Source organism: Mesorhizobium tianshanense, assembly GCF_007830515.1.
Lineage (GTDB): Bacteria > Pseudomonadota > Alphaproteobacteria > Rhizobiales > Rhizobiaceae > Mesorhizobium > Mesorhizobium tianshanense.
This window is the reverse complement of sequence record NZ_VLKT01000020.1, coordinates 1-15,700: the sequence shown is the minus strand read 5'-3', so window position 1 is coordinate 15,700 and position 15,700 is coordinate 1. Positions and strand designations below refer to the sequence as shown.

Sequence of the window (15,700 nt, the reverse complement as noted above, 5' to 3'; positions counted from 1 at the left end):
CCCCTGGATTGAGTGACGACTGAAATCTTATCGACGCATTCCTGCTGAATGTTGCGGACGCGCGCCGTAACCGCTGAGGAATCGAGCTGGCTCCCCGGGGCGTGCCCGCAACCTAAGATGGCCTAGATCTTACCAGACAAAGCCGCCCACGGTGTCAGCGGCATTCTTCAGGTTTTCTGCCAGGCCCCGATTGAGCTTTTCCTTCACCGATTCCAGGACCGCAAGCTCGTCGTCATCGAGAAGCGCCACCTGAGCCTTCAGCTCATCGCTGAGTGCATCGATCTGAAGGCCGCTCTTGCGGATGCGGAGCGTGCGTGCACTAGTGAGTTCTTTGGATGCGGGCATGTAACTTCTCCGTTGATTAGAAGTTTACCAACAACTTAGTCCATATTCCAGCCGATCACGTTGCGCATAACTCTAAGTTGACCGCAAGTTATTTGTTTGCTACTCAGAGACAGTGACGGTTAATTTTATTGTTACGACTAACGCGAAGTTGTTATGATCGTCGCAATTTGAAACACTCTTGACATATTCCGGGATAACGCTGGCCGCTACCACTTCACCGCCAGGCGCAACCTGCGGCGACGGTGCCACTCGACAAGAACTCTATGCGAGGATTTACAGGCGATTGATCTGTGGGGCGTCCACTTAGGGCAATTGGCGACCGCTGGAACATCGCGATGGCCTTGGCGGGAATCCTGTTGGTGACGTCACCGAAACGATCAATGCATGAACCATACGACGTGATCACGCCATCGGCATAGCCGGCCGACATCCGAGGGGCTCTTAACTGGAGCTGTCAAGAAGCAGTGGACGAGCTCGCCGCTAGGCGCAGACAACAAGGCCGCTTATGGCGCAAGATGCTCGTTCGTTCTGGTCAGAACGGGCGACCGCCCACCACCCCGTGCGGGTCATTCAAGCCAAGTCATTCCAGTGCTTCATGTGCCTCCTGCTGGCGAAATTCGGCAACGATTCTTGAGACGGTTGGCTCGCTCACGTCATATAGCCTTGCCATCTCGGCGCCAGACTTGCGGCCCGAAATGACGGACTCGGCGATCTCACGCCGCTTTTCGTCATCGAGCTTGCGCCGTCGCCCACCAACGCGACCTTCGAGCCCTGGCCTGAGCCAGCCCTCGCTTGTCCGCTCGCGGATCATGGCACGCTCGAATTCGGCGAAGCTGCCGACCATCTGCATCATAATGCGGCCAGCCGGCGTGGTGGTGTCGATCGCCTCGGTGAGCGAGCGGAACCCTGTGCCCGCCTCGATCTTCTCCATGAGGGCAGGAGATCCTTCAGACTGCGCGACAGCCGGTCGAGCTTCCAGACCACGACGACATCGCCGTCGCGGAGTTGGCTGATCATTTTCCTGGAGCCTGGGCCGATCCCATCGGCCCCCACTGGCAGCCTCTTCGAATAGTCGCTTGCACCCTACGGCGTTGAGCGCACGAGCCTGTGCCTCATGCCGCTCCAATTGACCGCTCGCCCGTGATCGTTACGCCGCTACCGTGAATCCGTGTCCGAATAATGCACTGGGGCCATTCTTGCGTGCCGAACGCGCTCGCCCTTCGCGAGACTGTCAAGTGCGGCTGACAGGCGATTGGCGGCGTGTCTGCGGATCACGCGTCAGCCGGTCACGATGACGCTGTATCTCCCCGGCGCGTTCAGACTCTGTGTGCCTTTGCCTCCAAGCCGTCCACTTCGCGCGCCGCCGCTTCAAGCGGCGTTCTTCCTTCCAGACGATCGTTCGGGATCTTAAGCCATTCGTCCAATTCGGAACTACCAAACAGCTTCGTGACCTCGGCTTCGATCTCGTCGCAGCGGCCACGTCTGGCGGACATCCGTCCGCAATGGAACGTGATGGCTGCGGAACATGTCACCGCTTTGACGTTGTGATCGAAACTTGCATCGTATTCAACAAGTCTCTCCAGGTCGGGCTACGCCTGGCTGCTTGAACTGTCCTTTTTCCTTGCACATGTGGAAACGGACATTCTTTATCCGCTCTTTCATCATTTAGCCGGGGAGAAGAGAATTGCCGGCGACCAAAATCCTGTGGGGTCAGGTCCTGACCGTCATTCTGATAGTGCTCGTCACCACGTGGTGCGCGACACAATGGACGGCATGGCGGCTCGGCTTCCAGTCGCAGCTCGGTTCGCCTTGGTTCGAATTTGCCGGCCAATCGGTCTATCCACCCCCCGCATTCTTCTGGTGGTGGTTCTTCTATGACGCCTATGCGCCGGAGGTTTTCATCGAGGGGGCACTGTTTGCCGCAAGTGGCAGCTTCATCGCGATCGCAGTTGCGATTTGGATGTCGGTGTGGCGGGCGCGGGAAGCAAAAAACACCGCCACCTACGGCTCGGCGCGCTGGGCGACGTGCAACGAAGTCAAGGCCGAAGGCATGGTCGGTCCCGACGGCGTGGTGCTCGGCAAGTTGCAAGGCGACTATCTTCGACACGACGGTCCCGAACACGTCCTGTGCTTCGCGCCAACCAGGAGCGGCAAGGGCGTTGGGCTCGTTGTTCCCACGCTACTGACGTGGCCAGCATCGGCGATCGTCCATGACATCAAGGGCGAAAACTGGGAGCTGACGGCCGGATGGCGAGCACGCTTTGGCCGGGTGCTGCTGTTCGACCCGACCAATACGAAGTCGGCGGCCTACAATCCATTGCTGGAAGTGCGGCGAGGCGAATGGGAAGTACGCGACGTCCAGAATGTCGCCGACGTGCTCGTCGATCCCGAAGGCTCATTGGAACGGCGTAACCACTGGGAAAAAACCAGCCACGCGCTGCTGGTCGGTGCCATCCTGCATGTCCTCTACGCCGAGCAGGACAAGACGCTGGCTGGCGTGGCAAACCTTCTCTCCGATCCACAGCGGCCTATTGAAAAGACATTGCGCACCATGATGCTTACGAACCACCTGGGCGAGGGCGGTCCGCATCCGGTTGTGGCATCGGCCGCACGGGAACTGCTCAACAAGTCCGAAAACGAGCGTTCCGGGGTGCTGTCGACGGCCATGAGTTTTTTGGGACTCTACCGTGACCCTGTGGTCGCGAAAGTGACCTCTCGTTGCGATTGGCGGATCGCCGATCTTGTCGAAGGCGAGCGGCCGACGACGCTATACCTGGTCGTCCCGCCATCGGATATTAGCCGTACCAAACCACTGATCCGCTTGGTGCTTAACCAGATCGGCCGCAGGCTGACAGAGGATCTTCATGCCAAGGACCGGCGACAGCGACTGTTGATGATGCTCGACGAGTTCCCGGCTCTCGGTCGGCTCGATTTCTTCGAATCGGCTCTCGCCTTCATGGCTGGCTACGGCATCAGGGGCTTTCTGGTTGCGCAGTCACTCAACCAGATCGAAAAGGCCTACGGCCTCAACAACTCCATCCTCGACAACTGCCACGTGCGTGTGAGCTTCGCCACAAACGACGAGCGCACCGCCAAGCGCGTCTCGGATTCGCTGGGTTTGGCGACCGAACTGCGCGCAATGAAGAACTATGCCGGGCACAGACTTTCGCCCTGGCTCGGACATCTCATGGTGTCGCGCCAGGAGACCGCGCGCGCTCTGATGACGCCCGGCGAGATCATGCAACTGCCACCGACCGACGCCATCGTCATGGTGTCGGGTCTGTTCCCGATCCGGGCCAAGAAGGCCCGCTATTTTGCCGATCCGCGACTTGCCGAACGCGTCTTGCCGCCCCCGCAGACCGACAAGACCGAAGCAACGCTGCGCTCCGATGACTGGGCCGACGCAACAATTCAAGCCACACCGGGAGATATTCCTCTGCAATCGAAGCCGTTGACCGAACCGCAGGACGAAGACCCGGCAAATGGCGGCATCCGCCGCCAGCCCGAACTCTCCGAACACGAGGACATCGCGCTCGAGCGAACCGCCCAGCGCAATGACGAGTTCGACCTCGATCGGGACGAGCCCGACGATGATACCTCCCGGCGTCGTTCAGTCGATCTGGCAATGCAGCGCGCCGCACGGCAGGCCACCCTCGATCGCAATGACGGCATCGAGCTTTGAGCCGTGAAGATCCCGAAGAAAAAGCGACTCTCGGCCTATCTCGATCCAGACGTAATGCACGCGCTCGCCGATTATTCGGCGCGGCGCGACGTCTCGCTATCGCTGGTCGCCGAGGCAGCAATCGCCTCGTTTCTGTCACCGGACGCCGAGGAGCGGAAGGAGGCGGCTATCACGCGCCGGCTCGACCAGATCGACCGACGCGTGCAGCGTGTCGAGCGCGACGTTGGTATTGCCATCGAGACATTGGCGCTGTTCGTCCGCTTCTGGCTCAGCTTGACCCCGGTCTTGCCGGAATCCGCACGGGCTGAAGCTCGTGCAAAGGGACCGCAGCGCTATGACGGCTTTGTCGATGCGCTGGGTCGCAGGTTGAGCAAAGGGCCAAAACTCCGCCAGGAGATCGCCGACGACGTCCCGTCCGCACCACCGGCTGGCACAGATGAGTTGCCGGCGCCGTAGATCGCCGGGCAGGCCGGGAGAGGGCCGCCGCACCGCATTTCGCCAGTCTCTTCACGTCGCATCGCGATCGCTCGCTTTTGCTTGTTGCAAGGCCGCCATTCCTGCCTCTTCTAATCATCCCCGACCTCGGCACGAACAAACTCGCTGCAAGAAATGGGGATCATCGTGGCAGTCGACCTTCATCACGGCAGTCCAGCGTTATCGCGGAGCGCGCGCATGTTGCGTACGGCGCTAGGGCCGGCCATCGCGGCTTTCCTTCAAGATCCGGCGATCGTCGAGGTGATGCTCAACCCGGATGGGCGTCTGTGGGTCGATCGGCTGAAGGAAGGTCTCTGCGCCACTGATGAATTCCTGACCCCCGCCGACGGCGAGCGCATCGTCCGCTTGGTCGCTCATCATGTCGGCACCGAGGTTCATCCAGGTAGCCCGCGCGTCTCGGCAGAGCTGCCGCAAACCGGGGAGCGCTTCGAGGGCCTGCTGCCGCCTGTTGTCACAGGCCCCACCTTCGCCATCCGCAAGCCGGCCGTCGCCGTGTTCACGCTTCAAGATTATGTCGCCGACGGCCTCATGACCGAGGTCCAGGCTTGCGTGCTCCAGCGCGCCGTAGAAAGGCGAAAGAACGTACTGGTCGCCGGCGGCACGTCGACGGGCAAGACGACACTGGTCAATGCGCTGCTGGCGGAAGTGGCGAAGACTCCGGATCGCGTCGTGCTGATCGAGGATACGCGCGAGTTGCAGTGCGCGGCAGCCAATCTGGTCGCGCTGCGCACCAAGGACGGCGTCGCTTCGCTCTGCGATCTGGTGAAATCATCGTTGCGGCTTCGCCCCGACCGTATCCCCATCGGCGAGGTGCGCGGCGCAGAAGCACTCGATCTGCTGAAAGCCTGGGGCACCGGCCATCCGGGCGGCATCGGCACCATTCATGCAAACTCCGCACTCGGTGCGCTGCGCCGTCTCGAGCAACTCGTACAGGAAGCGGTCGTCACAGTGCCGCGCGCGCTCATTGCTGAGACCATCGATCTTGTTGCCGTGCTCGCCGGCCGGGGTTCGGCCAGGAGGCTCGTCGAGATAGCGGTCGTCGAAGGGCTCGACCCCTCCACCGGCGACTATCGAACGCTCGAGGCCAAGCTCGAGTCGGAGCCAACCGCGAATTCCCAGTCCCTCATGGAGCTTTAAAAAAATGAATCCGATCCGCTTCCCATTGTCGTCTATCCGCAATCTCGGCACGGGACTGCCGCTGGCGGTAGCGACCGCTGCGGCCATTGCGATCGCACCTGCTCATGCGGCGGGTTCCTCGATGCCGTGGGAGGAGCCGCTTCAACAGATCCTCGAATCCATCGAGGGACCGGTCGCCAAGATCGTGGCGGTGATCATCATCATTGTCACCGGCCTGTCGCTTGCCTTCGGCGACACGTCTGGAGGCTTCCGCCGCCTGATCCAGATCGTCTTCGGTTTGTCGATCGCCTTCGCGGCGAGCTCGTTCTTCTTGTCCTTCTTCTCCTTCGGCGGTGGAGCGCTGATCTGATGGACGAGGATGTTCGTGGCTTTTTCGCGCCGGTACACCGCGCGCTCACCGAACCGATCCTGCTCGGTGGCGCGCCGCGCGCGATCGCCATCGCCAACGCCACGTTGGCCGGCGCGGTCGGCCTGGGGTTGAGGCTCTGGATTGCCGGTCTCGCCATCTGGGCGGTCGGCCATTTTGCAGCCGTGTGGGCGGCCAAGCGCGATGCACAGTTCATCGACGTGGTTCGTCGGCATTTGCGCTATCCCGCACATTTCGGCTGCTGAGAGGTTCTTAAGATGATCAACCTCGCCGAATACCGCAGACGCTCATCCAGCCTTGCCGACTATCTGCCCTGGGCCGCCTTGGTCGCGCCCGGTGTGGTGCTCAATAAGGATGGCTCATTCCAGAGGACAGCGGGTTTTCGCGGTCCCGATCTGGACTCGGCCACACCGGCAGAACTGGTCGGCACGACGGCACGCCTGAACAGTGCGCTGCGCCGTCTTGGCTCCGGCTGGGCGATCTTCGTCGAAGCCCAGCGAAATCCAGCCACCGATTATCCCGACAGCACGTTCTCCGACGGCGCTTCGGCATTGCTCGACCTTGAGCGGCGCGAGCAGTTTGAAGACTCCGGTATGCTGTTCGAGAGCAGCTATTTTCTTACCTTCCTCTGGCTGCCGCCCGCCGAGGAAGCATCACGGATGGAAAGCTGGCTTTACGAAGGCCGGGACAAGAGCGGCGTCGATCCCTGGGAACTCCTGAAGAGCTTTGTCGACCGCACCGACCGCGTCCTCAACCTCATCGAAGGTTTCGTTCCCGAAGCCCACTGGCTCGACGATTGCGAGACGCTGACCTTTTTGCATTCCTGCGTTTCTACCAAGCGCCATCGTGTCCGTGTTCCCGAAACGCCAATGCATCTCGACGCGCTGCTGGTCGATCAGCCGCTTGCCGGTGGGCTCGAACCACGCCTTGGCGATGTCCATCTTCGCACCCTCACCATCACCGGATTTCCCACGACAACTTTTCCCGGGATCCTCGACGACCTCAACAGACTGGCCTTCCCCTACCGTTGGTCGACGCGGGCGATCATGCTCGACAAGACTGACGCAACCAAGTTGGTGACGAAGATCCGCCGCCAGTGGTTTGCCAAACGCAAGTCGGTCGCCGCGATCCTCAAGGAGGTGATGACCAACGAGGCGTCCGTCCTCGTCGATACGGATGCCGCCAACAAGGCCGCCGACGCGGACGCCGCGCTTCAAGACCTAGGCTCAGATCAGATCGGCGAGGCTTACGTCACCGCCACCGTGACAGTGTGGGATGCCGATCCGTCGATCGCTGACGAGAAGCTGCGATTGGTAGAAAAAATCATCCAAGGTCGAGACTTCACTTGCATTGTCGAAGGCGTCAACGCCATCGAGGCGTGGCTCGGCGGCATTCCCGGCCATGTTTATGCAAATGTCCGGCAACCACCGCTCTCGACCTTAAATCTCGCCCACATGATCCCGCTCTCGGCAGTCTGGGCGGGACCGGCTGAGGACGAGCATTTTGGCGCGCCGCCATTGTTCTTCGCCAGGACGGAAGGTGCGACGCCGTTCCGGTTCAGCCTGCATGTCGGCGATGTCGGCCATACGCTGGTCGTCGGGCCGACGGGTGCGGGCAAGTCGGTCTTGTTGGCGATGATGGCGCTGCAGTTCCGGCGCTACGACGACAACCAGATATTTGCCTTCGACTTCGGCGGTTCGATCCGGGCGGCCATGCTCGCCATGGATGGCGACTGGCTCAATCTCGGCGGCAATGCGGTAAGCGGGCACAGGGCCGCCGATCCGCTCGCCGTGCCCACGCTGGCGGATCTCTCGGACGCCGCCGACGCCGTTTCGTTGCAGCCGCTGGGCCGTGTCCATCACACATGGGAGCGTGCCTGGGCTGCCGACTGGCTCATCGACATCCTCCTGCGCGAAGGCGTGCTCGTCACGCCGCAGGTCAAGGAGTATCTCTGGTCGGCACTCACCTCGCTGGCTTCCGCGCCGGCTCAGGAACGCACACTGACCGGCCTGACCGTGCTGCTGCAATCCGCGCCCTTGAAGGACGCGCTGCGTCCCTATTGCGTTGGTGGCCCCTATGGCCGGCTGCTCGATGCCGAGCACGAGCGTCTGAGCGAAGCACCAGTACAGGCCTTCGAAACCGAAGGCCTGATCGGCACCGGGGCGGCTCAGCCTGTGCTCGCCTATCTCTTCCATCGCATCGAGCAGAGGATGAATGGGCGGCCGACGCTGCTGATCATCGATGAAGGCTGGCTGGCGCTCGACGATGGCGGCTTCGCCGGTCAGTTACGCGGATGGCTGAAGACGCTTCGCAAGAAGAACGCCTCCGTCATCTTCGCCACGCAGTCTCTATCCGATATCGACGGCTCGCCAATCGCGCCTGCGATCGTCGAGAGCTGTCCGACACGGTTGTTCCTGCCGAATGAGCGTGCCATCGAGCCGCAGATCACTCAGATCTACCGACGTTTCGGTCTCAACGATCGCCAGATAGAGATCATCGCCCGGGCAACACCAAAGCGCGACTATTACTGCCAGTCGCGGCGCGGCAATCGCCTGTTCGAACTTGGCCTTGGTCCGGTCGCGCTGGCGCTCTGTGCTGTTTCCTCCAAGTCCGACCATGCGGCGATTGAGCGGATCATCGGCGAGGGTGGCCGAAAACATTTCCTCCAGGCCTGGCTTGCCGATCGCGGTCTTTCCTGGGCGGCCGAACTCATCCCCGATCTCACCAATGTCATCGATCAATCCGCAAAGGACATTTCGTCATGAATTGGGTTTGCAGCAATCTTCAGGTCCGTCGCATCGGGGCCGCAACTGTCGTCGCCGTCACCGTTGGGCTGTCATCAATGCCGGCGTCGGCGTTCATCGTATTCGATCCCAGGAACTACGCCGAGAATCTGCTTTCAGCCTCGCGAGCCCTGGAGCAGATCAACAACCAGATCACCTCGCTTCAGAACGAAGCCCAGATGCTGATCAATCAGGCGAAGAATCTCACCGCGTTGCCGACCTCGCTGCTTGGCCAGATCGAAGGCAATTTTTCTGAGATGAAGAGCCTGCTCGGCGAGGCAAACAAGCTCGCCTACAGCGTCCAGGATATCGAAAGTCAGTTTGAGTCGACCTACCAGCAGTTCGGGTCCGACCTTTCCAACCAGCAACTTGTCGATGGCGCGCGCGAGCGCTGGCAGATATCGGTGTCGGCTTTTGAGCATTCCCTAAAAGCCGGAGCCGTCGCCGTCGACAACGTTGCGGGGACACAACAGCAGACCAGTTCACTGGTTAACGCAAGCCAGTCAGCTGTCGGCGTCTTGCAGGCGACGCAAGCCGGCAACCAGCTTCTCGCCGTGCAGGCGAAGCAGGTTGCCGACCTCACCGCGATGCTCGCCGCGCAAGGAAGAGCCGCTGCGCTCCAAGAGGCGAGGCAGGCGGCAGCCCAGGAGCAGGCACGAGAGCAGTTCAGCCGCTTCATGACGGGCAGCAACTACAGCCCGTCATCGGTGAAGATGTTCCACGACTGAGGCTGGTCGTCATGGATCCCAAGATCGCCGCCCGGATGATAGTCGTTCTTGCCCTCGGCGCCGCCATGACCGCCGCCTTCATGGCGTTGCGCGGCAACGGCTCGCAGGAGGCGTCCTCCCCGCGCTCCGCACATCCGGGCGGCGAGCCGGAAAGGATCGAACTTGCCCGGTGCCGAGACATCGGCATGGCCGCGATTGACGACGAAGCCTGCAGGAAGACCTGGGCGGAGAACCGTCGGCGTTTCCTGGGGCCGTCACGTCCAGCGACACCATACATGGCTCCATCAGTCGAAAATGACCAGAGCCGGCCGCTACCTGATCAGCCGTCCCTGCCGTCCGGCGCGAAAGACCAGTCCGATCCGGAAGCTCTGGCGCCATGAAGGACACCGGCGTCATCGACCGCTTCCTGGAAACCTTTACCCGCTATATCGATTCCGGGTTTGGCCTGCTTGGCGGCGAGGTGGCTTTTCTCACCTCCACCCTCATCGTTATCGACATCACGCTCGCCGGCCTGTTCTGGGCCTGGGGCGCTGACGAGGACGTGCTGCATCGGCTGGTGAAGAAGACGCTCTATATTGGTTTCTTCGCCTTCATCATCGGCAACTTCAATCGCCTGGCCGGCATCGTCTTCGAGAGCTTTTCCGGGCTTGGCCTGAAGGCGGGAGGGTCTGCACTTTCGGGCTCGGCACTCCTGCAGCCGGGACGTGTCGCCCAAGTCGGCATCGACGCCGGCAATCCGATCCTCGAGGCCGCCAGCCAGTTGATGGGATACGTCTCGTTCTTCGAGAATTTTGTTCAGATCGCGGTGCTCATGATCGCCTGGGCGATCGTGCTGATCGCCTTCTTCCTGCTCGCCGTACAGATTTTCGTGACGCTGATCGAATTCAAGCTGACGACACTTGCCGGCTTTGTGCTGATCCCCTTCGCGCTGTTCAACCGGACCGCCTTCCTCGCCGAAAAAGTACTCGGCAACATCGTCGCTTCCGGTGTGAAGATTCTTGTGCTCGCCGTGATCGTCGGCATCGGCTCGGGCCTCTTCGGCGAGTTCACTCAAGGGTTCGGCGCCGAACAACCCACGATCACGGATGCGCTGTCGCTTGTGCTGGGCGCCTTGTCCTTGATGGGACTTTCGATCTTCGGTCCCGGCATCGCCACGGGCCTGGTTGCCGGTGCCCCGCAACTCGGCGCGGGCGCTGCTGTCGGCACGAGCCTCGCTGCCGGAGGCCTTGGTGTTGCCGGTGCGATGGGCGCTCGCGCCGGATTGAGCGGCGCAGCAGGCGCGCTCGGTGCCGGCGCCCGCACGTCGGCTGCTGCGGCACGTGGCGGCGCGCATTTAGCCGGCAGCACCTCGACTGCTTGGGGGCTTGCCGCAGCCACTTCCGGCCAGAGCGGCGCAGGCTCCATCGCCGCCGGAATAGCAGGTGTCGCTAAGGTGGGCGCTGTAGCGGCGGCTGAACCGGTGAAGCAGGCAATGTCTCGTGCAGCGTCCACCCTGTCCGCCAGCCACCAGGCTGGCCGCTCGGCCGCGTGGACCGCCACCGGTGGAGAACAGCTATCGGGAGCATTTGCGCCAAGGCGCACTTCGACTGCTGAACCCGGTTCGGGATCACCGCCGGCATGGGCCGCTCGCATCAAGCGCGGCCAAGTGATGAGCCATGGCGCCAGCATGGCCGCGCATTCCATCCGATCCGGCGATCATGGCGGCGGCTCGATGAATGTTTCCCTCAACCAGGATGATCGCTGATGAATCCCTTCAAACGACCTTCTGTTCGTTACGGAAAAACACCACAGCGCGAGACGCCGTATCAACGTGCCGCGCAGGTCTGGGATGAGCGCATCGGCTCGGCTCGTGTGCAGGCGAGAAACTGGCGACTGATGGCATTTGCTTCGCTCGTGCTGGCCGGCGGCTTCGCATCCACCTTGGTTTGGCAATCGACGCGCGGGTCAGTCGTTCCCTGGGTCGTCCAGGTCGACAAGCTTGGCGAGGCGCAGGCAGTCGCTCCGGCCGTTGCCGCCTATCGGCCGACCGATCCGCAGATAGCCTGGCATCTCGCCCGCTTCATCGAACAGGTCAGAAGTATCCCTGACGATCCCGTCATTGTCCGCCAGAACTGGCTGCGTGCCTATGACTACACCACCGATCGCGGCGCCATCGCTCTCAACGCTTATGCCCGCCTCAACGACCCCTTCGCCAAAGTCGGCAAGATCCAGATCGCGATCGAGGTTTCCAGCGTCATCCGTGCCTCGCCAGACTCGTTCCGTGTCGCCTGGATCGAGCGCCGCTACGAGAACGGCAGCCTGGCCAGCACCGAGCGTTGGACCGCCATCCTCACCATCGTCATTCAACAACCCCGTGATGCCGACCGGCTGAAGGCAAATCCGCTCGGCGTCTATGTCAACGCCATCAACTGGTCGAAGGAACTTTCATGATGTGTGCAGCACAGCCAAGCAATGCGACGAGACAGACTGTCCGCAACATGACCAAGGCCCACAGCCTTGCTCTGGCACTGCTATCGGCGACGGCGCTCGCTGGCTGCGCCTCGAAAAAGTACATTCCGCCCGAGATCCAATATGATGATGCCAGGTCTGCGGTGCGGAAGGTCGACCCGCCTGGTCCGGTGAAAGTGGTGGAGCTGCCGAAACCTCTCCCGCTTCCTGGCCAGCTGAAGCCGGTCGGAACCAGCAAAGCCAAGGCGGAACCGGGCGATCCCAAACAGCGGATCAGTCAGGCCAACCAGGCGGCGCGCATGCAGCCGGTTCGCGACGGCTTTATCAACGCGATTCAGCGCTATCCCTGGAGCGAGGGCGCGCTCTACCAGGTCTATGCCGCGCCTGGCCAGGTCACCGACATCGCGTTGCAGCCCGGCGAACAGCTTGTCGGCACGGGGCCTGTCGCCGCCGGCGACACGGTGCGCTGGATCATCGGTGACACGCAAAGTGGGGCAGGGGATCGGCAACAGGTCCACATCCTCGTCAAACCGACGCGCCCCGATCTCCAGACCAACCTCGTCATCAACAGCGACCGTCGCACCTATCATCTCGAGCTGCGGTCAACCGAAGAAACCTACATGGCTTCCGTGTCCTGGCAATATCCGCAGGACCAGTTGATCGCGCTGCGGCGCCAAAACGCCCAGGCTTCCGCAGCGCGTCCGGTTGCGTCGGGCGTCGACATCCAGAAACTCAACTTCCGCTACCGTATCGAGGGCAACGGAGCACCCTGGAAGCCGCTGCGCGCCTTCGACGACGGCGCAAAGGTCTATATCGAGTTCCCGTCGGGCATCGGTCAGGGCGAAATGCCGCCGCTCTTCATCATCGGCCCGTCGGGTAGCTCGGAGCTGGTCAATTACCGCGCCCGGCAAAACTACTATGTCGTCGACCGGCTGTTCGCCGCCGCGGAATTGAGGCTGGGCGACAAAAACTCGGAGCGGCGGGTCAGGATCGTGCGCACAGATGGGAAACGGCCGCAGCGCCGCGCGGGGCTGTTCCGATGAGCGACGCCGGTATTCCTCCCAACCAGGACATCAGGGCGGAACTGCGCCTGCGGCCTGAGCCCGCCAGGGTCACCCGGCTGTCGCGTAAGGTGCTGATCGGCCTTGGAGGCGTCGCAAGTGTCGCGATCCTCGGCGCGTTGATCTGGGCGCTCGACACCAGGCGGCACGGCAAAGAGCAGCCCTCCGAACTCTTCACCACTGAAAACCGCACGACGGCCGATGGGTTGCAGACACTGCCGAAGGACTATTCAGGCATTCCCCAGCTTGGACCGCCGCTCCCCGGTGATCTCGGAAGGCCGATCCTGCGCGCGCGGGAGCGTGGACAGCCGGTCGGGGTGCCGAGCATCAGTGCCCCGCGCGCCGATCCGGACGAGCAACGCCGCTTGGCCGAGATCGAAGCCGCACGAATTGCAGAACTGTTCACCGACACCAATGCGCGGGCAAATCCGGCGCGACAAGGTCCGCAGGTAGGCAATACCGTCGCGAACATCATCTCCGGAACACCCCCGACCGAACCGCCACCGCTCGATCCAGGCTCCGCTCAAAGCATGCAGGACCAAAAGCGCGGCTTCGTCAACACGGCGCCAGATCGCCGCACCGTCATTCCCGATCGTCTTGCCGAAAAAGCCTCGCCCTATATCGTGCAGGCCGGAACGGTTATTCCGGCGGCCCTGATCACCGGAATCCGTTCCGACCTGCCGGGCCAGGTCACCGCTCAGGTCACCGAGAATGTCTTCGACAGCCCGACGGGGTCATATCTCCTGATCCCTCAGGGTGCAAAACTGATCGGCCAATACGACAGCGAGGTGGCCTTCGGTCAGTCGCGCGTGCTGCTGGTCTGGAATCGGGTCATCATGCCTGACGGCGCCTCGATTGTGCTGGAACGCCAACAGGGCGCGGATGCGCAAGGTTTTTCCGGGCTGGAAGACGAGGTCGACCATCATTGGGGCCAGCTCTTCCGGGCCGCCGCGCTCTCGACATTGCTCGGCATCGGGACATCGCTTGGTTCCAGCGACGACGAAAGCGATATCGCCAAGGCCATCCGCGAAAGCGCGCAGGATTCGGCAACCAATATTGGCCAGCAGATCGTGCGCAATCAGCTCAATGTCCAGCCGACGCTCACTGTCCGCCCCGGCTTCCCGGTCCGCGTCATCGTCAATCGCGACCTTGTGCTGGCGCCGTATGGCGCGGCAAAGGATCCATCATGACCAAGCTGAAACGCTCCGCCATTCCCGATGACCGGCCGCTCAAGATCACGATCGAACTGCCCGCCGCCGTTCATCGCGATCTTGTCGTCTGTGCCGATTGTCTGAACGGTCAACATGCCTGTGTCTCACAAGCGGGAGATGAACCATGCCGGACCTGAAGCTCGGTCGGCTGCCCAAGGTTGGCGTCGTTCGCATGACCATCATCCTGCCAGAGCCGCTCAAGGAGGAACTCGACCAGTATGCGGCCGAACATAGCCGGCTGTACGAACCGGTGGACACCGCAGCGCTGATCCCGCACATGCTGGAAGTCTTCGTCCGTTCGGATCGCGGTTGGCGCAGCCGCAAGGCGAAGGCCGGCCGTGCCCGTCAGCGAGGAGCGCCTCCAGCCAGCGACACGGCACGGAGCGGCGCCGAAGACGATCGCTCCGCCTGAAGGTGTGAAGGCTATCGCGCGACATGGCGAAAGCTCAACCGCGGCGTTGGCCAGATTGTTGTACGTCAGAGGTGTTCGGGTCTTTGTTCTTTCAATTCCTGCCACTGCTGGAGGACGGCGTGCTGACGTTGAAGGGCGAGAAGCGTTCCGAGACCGAGGACAAGGAGCGGCAGTTCTCCGAGCGGTTTTACGGCCGTTTTGAGCGTCGAATTCCTCTCGGCTATGAGGTCGAGGAGGACGGGGCCACGTAACCAACGCTAACACCGCCGAATGGAATGCCATCGCTGACTCCTGATCTCTCCGCCGCGCGACCGCAGAGGCGAAGAGATGAGGAGTTCCGTGTATTACGGCAGGTTGACGTCGGGCGGCCAACTCGGTGATGTATAGATGTGGAATGAAACCTCCTCGCGCGCCGGTACTACCAAGCTCTTCATTAGGTGTATGTTTGACAACCGTGACTAGCGGCCAAACATCACTGGCGTGAGAGACTAAGGGGCATGGATATACGGCTGGCGGATCAAACCACGACCGGTTTCAACCATGACGCTATCCTAGAGCAACGTCCGACTAAAGAGGGGGCTTGGCCAAAGTCTCCGATCCCAAAAAAATACCACGAAACCGCACCAAACGTCAAAATAAAGTCGTTGAAATCCATCAGGTTAGAAAGAAACCAGGTAACCGGGGCAAAAGCGGCGGCGTTTGGGCGCGTCGATCTGCTGTTGGGGTTCAGCGCGCGGCGAGGAGAACGGGAAGCGGTAGGATCTTGCTGCCAGGGATGCCGAGGCGGTCGCCGAGATAATCCCAGAAGCTGACACCGAGCTTGTTGCAGGTCTTCATCATGCTGAGCATGGTGTCGCGGGCGGCACGGCCCTGGTTGCTGTGGGTTCCGCCGCTGATCTTGCGCCGGGTCACCACGCTGCGGATATCGTTCTCCGAGCCATTGGTGTGGAGCGGAATGTCCGGGCGTTGGAGGATCTTCAGGAAGCTTTGGCGGTCGGTCCGGATGCGCGCGAGTAGACGGTCGAGGGTCA

At 61.9% G+C, this 15,700-nt stretch carries 19 protein-coding genes and 1 pseudogene; 15 read left to right on the top strand and 5 right to left on the bottom strand.

All coding sequences use genetic code 11. The features are described from left to right. Positions 1-129: 129 nt before the first annotated feature. From IQ26_RS16985 to IQ26_RS16975, 4 genes are all read right to left on the bottom strand, one after another. Entirely contained in the window at positions 130-345 is a 216-nt protein-coding gene (locus IQ26_RS16985) for an aroma-sacti cluster domain-containing protein (protein ID WP_145719256.1), read from the bottom strand. A gap of 580 nt (positions 346-925) precedes the next feature. Continuing rightward, positions 926-1,267, bottom strand: a complete 342-nt coding sequence (locus tag IQ26_RS41815) for a recombinase family protein (RefSeq protein ID WP_322791164.1) — start codon at positions 1,265-1,267, stop codon at positions 926-928. Then, positions 1,195-1,362, bottom strand: coding sequence for a recombinase family protein (locus tag IQ26_RS41810; protein WP_322791162.1), 168 nt, complete (start codon positions 1,360-1,362; stop codon positions 1,195-1,197). Before IQ26_RS41810 ends, IQ26_RS41815 begins: the two co-directional genes overlap by 73 nt. A 299-nt stretch (positions 1,363-1,661) precedes the next feature. Next, a complete protein-coding gene (locus IQ26_RS16975; RefSeq protein WP_145719253.1) occupies positions 1,662-1,838 on the bottom strand; it encodes an antitoxin Xre/MbcA/ParS toxin-binding domain-containing protein in 177 nt (58 codons plus the stop codon). A gap of 191 nt (positions 1,839-2,029) precedes the next feature. On the opposite strand from IQ26_RS16975, the gene IQ26_RS16970 reads away from it, so the two are divergent. The 15 genes and pseudogenes from IQ26_RS16970 to IQ26_RS16900 all read left to right on the top strand — a co-directional run. Next, positions 2,030-4,027, top strand: coding sequence for a conjugal transfer protein TraG (locus tag IQ26_RS16970; protein ID WP_145719250.1), 1,998 nt, complete (start codon positions 2,030-2,032; stop codon positions 4,025-4,027). 54 nt (positions 4,028-4,081) lie between these two features. Next, positions 4,082-4,483, top strand: coding sequence for a CopG family transcriptional regulator (locus IQ26_RS16965; protein ID WP_145719414.1), 402 nt, complete (start codon positions 4,082-4,084; stop codon positions 4,481-4,483). 216 nt (positions 4,484-4,699) lie between these two features. Further along, positions 4,700-5,659 (top strand): P-type conjugative transfer ATPase TrbB, encoded by a 960-nt coding sequence (gene trbB / locus IQ26_RS16960; RefSeq protein WP_208760175.1) that lies wholly within the window; start codon positions 4,700-4,702, stop codon positions 5,657-5,659. Between the two features lie 4 nt (positions 5,660-5,663). After that, positions 5,664-6,008 carry a TrbC/VirB2 family type IV secretion system protein gene (locus IQ26_RS16955; protein WP_240547149.1) on the top strand — a complete coding sequence of 115 codons (345 nt, stop codon included), beginning with the start codon at positions 5,664-5,666 and terminating at the stop codon, positions 6,006-6,008. Next, entirely contained in the window at positions 6,008-6,271 is a 264-nt protein-coding gene (locus IQ26_RS16950) for a VirB3 family type IV secretion system protein (protein WP_145719246.1), read from the top strand. The genes IQ26_RS16955 and IQ26_RS16950 overlap by 1 nt, the downstream gene beginning before the upstream one ends. A 12-nt stretch (positions 6,272-6,283) precedes the next feature. Next, entirely contained in the window at positions 6,284-8,791 is a 2,508-nt protein-coding gene (gene trbE / locus IQ26_RS16945) for a conjugal transfer protein TrbE (RefSeq protein WP_145719244.1), read from the top strand. Continuing rightward, on the top strand, positions 8,788-9,537 hold the full coding sequence (gene trbJ, locus IQ26_RS16940) for a P-type conjugative transfer protein TrbJ (RefSeq protein ID WP_145719242.1): 750 nt from the start codon (positions 8,788-8,790) through the stop codon (positions 9,535-9,537). Before trbE ends, trbJ begins: the two co-directional genes overlap by 4 nt. Positions 9,538-9,548: 11 nt before the next feature. Then, positions 9,549-9,917 carry a putative entry exclusion protein TrbK-alt gene (gene trbK-alt, locus IQ26_RS16935; protein WP_145719240.1) on the top strand — a complete coding sequence of 123 codons (369 nt, stop codon included), beginning with the start codon at positions 9,549-9,551 and terminating at the stop codon, positions 9,915-9,917. Continuing rightward, complete coding sequence (gene trbL, locus IQ26_RS16930) at positions 9,914-11,281, top strand: P-type conjugative transfer protein TrbL (protein ID WP_145719238.1); 1,368 nt, start codon at positions 9,914-9,916, stop codon at positions 11,279-11,281. The genes trbK-alt and trbL overlap by 4 nt, the downstream gene beginning before the upstream one ends. Further along, positions 11,281-11,967 (top strand): conjugal transfer protein TrbF, encoded by a 687-nt coding sequence (gene trbF, locus IQ26_RS16925; RefSeq protein ID WP_145719236.1) that lies wholly within the window; start codon positions 11,281-11,283, stop codon positions 11,965-11,967. Before trbL ends, trbF begins: the two co-directional genes overlap by 1 nt. Before the next feature lie 47 nt (positions 11,968-12,014). Then, complete coding sequence (gene trbG, locus IQ26_RS16920; RefSeq protein WP_240547160.1) at positions 12,015-13,028, top strand: P-type conjugative transfer protein TrbG; 1,014 nt, start codon at positions 12,015-12,017, stop codon at positions 13,026-13,028. Further along, the gene (locus IQ26_RS16915) at positions 13,025-14,236 is read left to right on the top strand and encodes a TraB/TrbI/VirB10 family type IV secretion system protein (RefSeq protein ID WP_145719234.1); all 1,212 of its coding nucleotides are present in this window, start codon (positions 13,025-13,027) and stop codon (positions 14,234-14,236) included. Before trbG ends, IQ26_RS16915 begins: the two co-directional genes overlap by 4 nt. Continuing rightward, positions 14,233-14,394 (top strand): DUF2274 domain-containing protein, encoded by a 162-nt coding sequence (locus IQ26_RS16910; RefSeq protein WP_145719232.1) that lies wholly within the window; start codon positions 14,233-14,235, stop codon positions 14,392-14,394. The genes IQ26_RS16915 and IQ26_RS16910 overlap by 4 nt, the downstream gene beginning before the upstream one ends. Continuing rightward, positions 14,382-14,669, top strand: coding sequence for a DUF2274 domain-containing protein (locus tag IQ26_RS16905; protein WP_145719230.1), 288 nt, complete (start codon positions 14,382-14,384; stop codon positions 14,667-14,669). The genes IQ26_RS16910 and IQ26_RS16905 overlap by 13 nt, the downstream gene beginning before the upstream one ends. 104 nt (positions 14,670-14,773) lie before the next feature. Then, positions 14,774-14,908 (top strand): annotated as a pseudogene (locus IQ26_RS16900) (Hsp20/alpha crystallin family protein); the annotation flags it as partial. A gap of 487 nt (positions 14,909-15,395) precedes the next feature. Here the strand turns inward: IQ26_RS16900 and IQ26_RS16895 are convergent. Further along, the coding region (locus tag IQ26_RS16895) for an IS66 family transposase (protein ID WP_145717453.1) at positions 15,396-15,700 on the bottom strand (305 nt) is incomplete at its 5' end.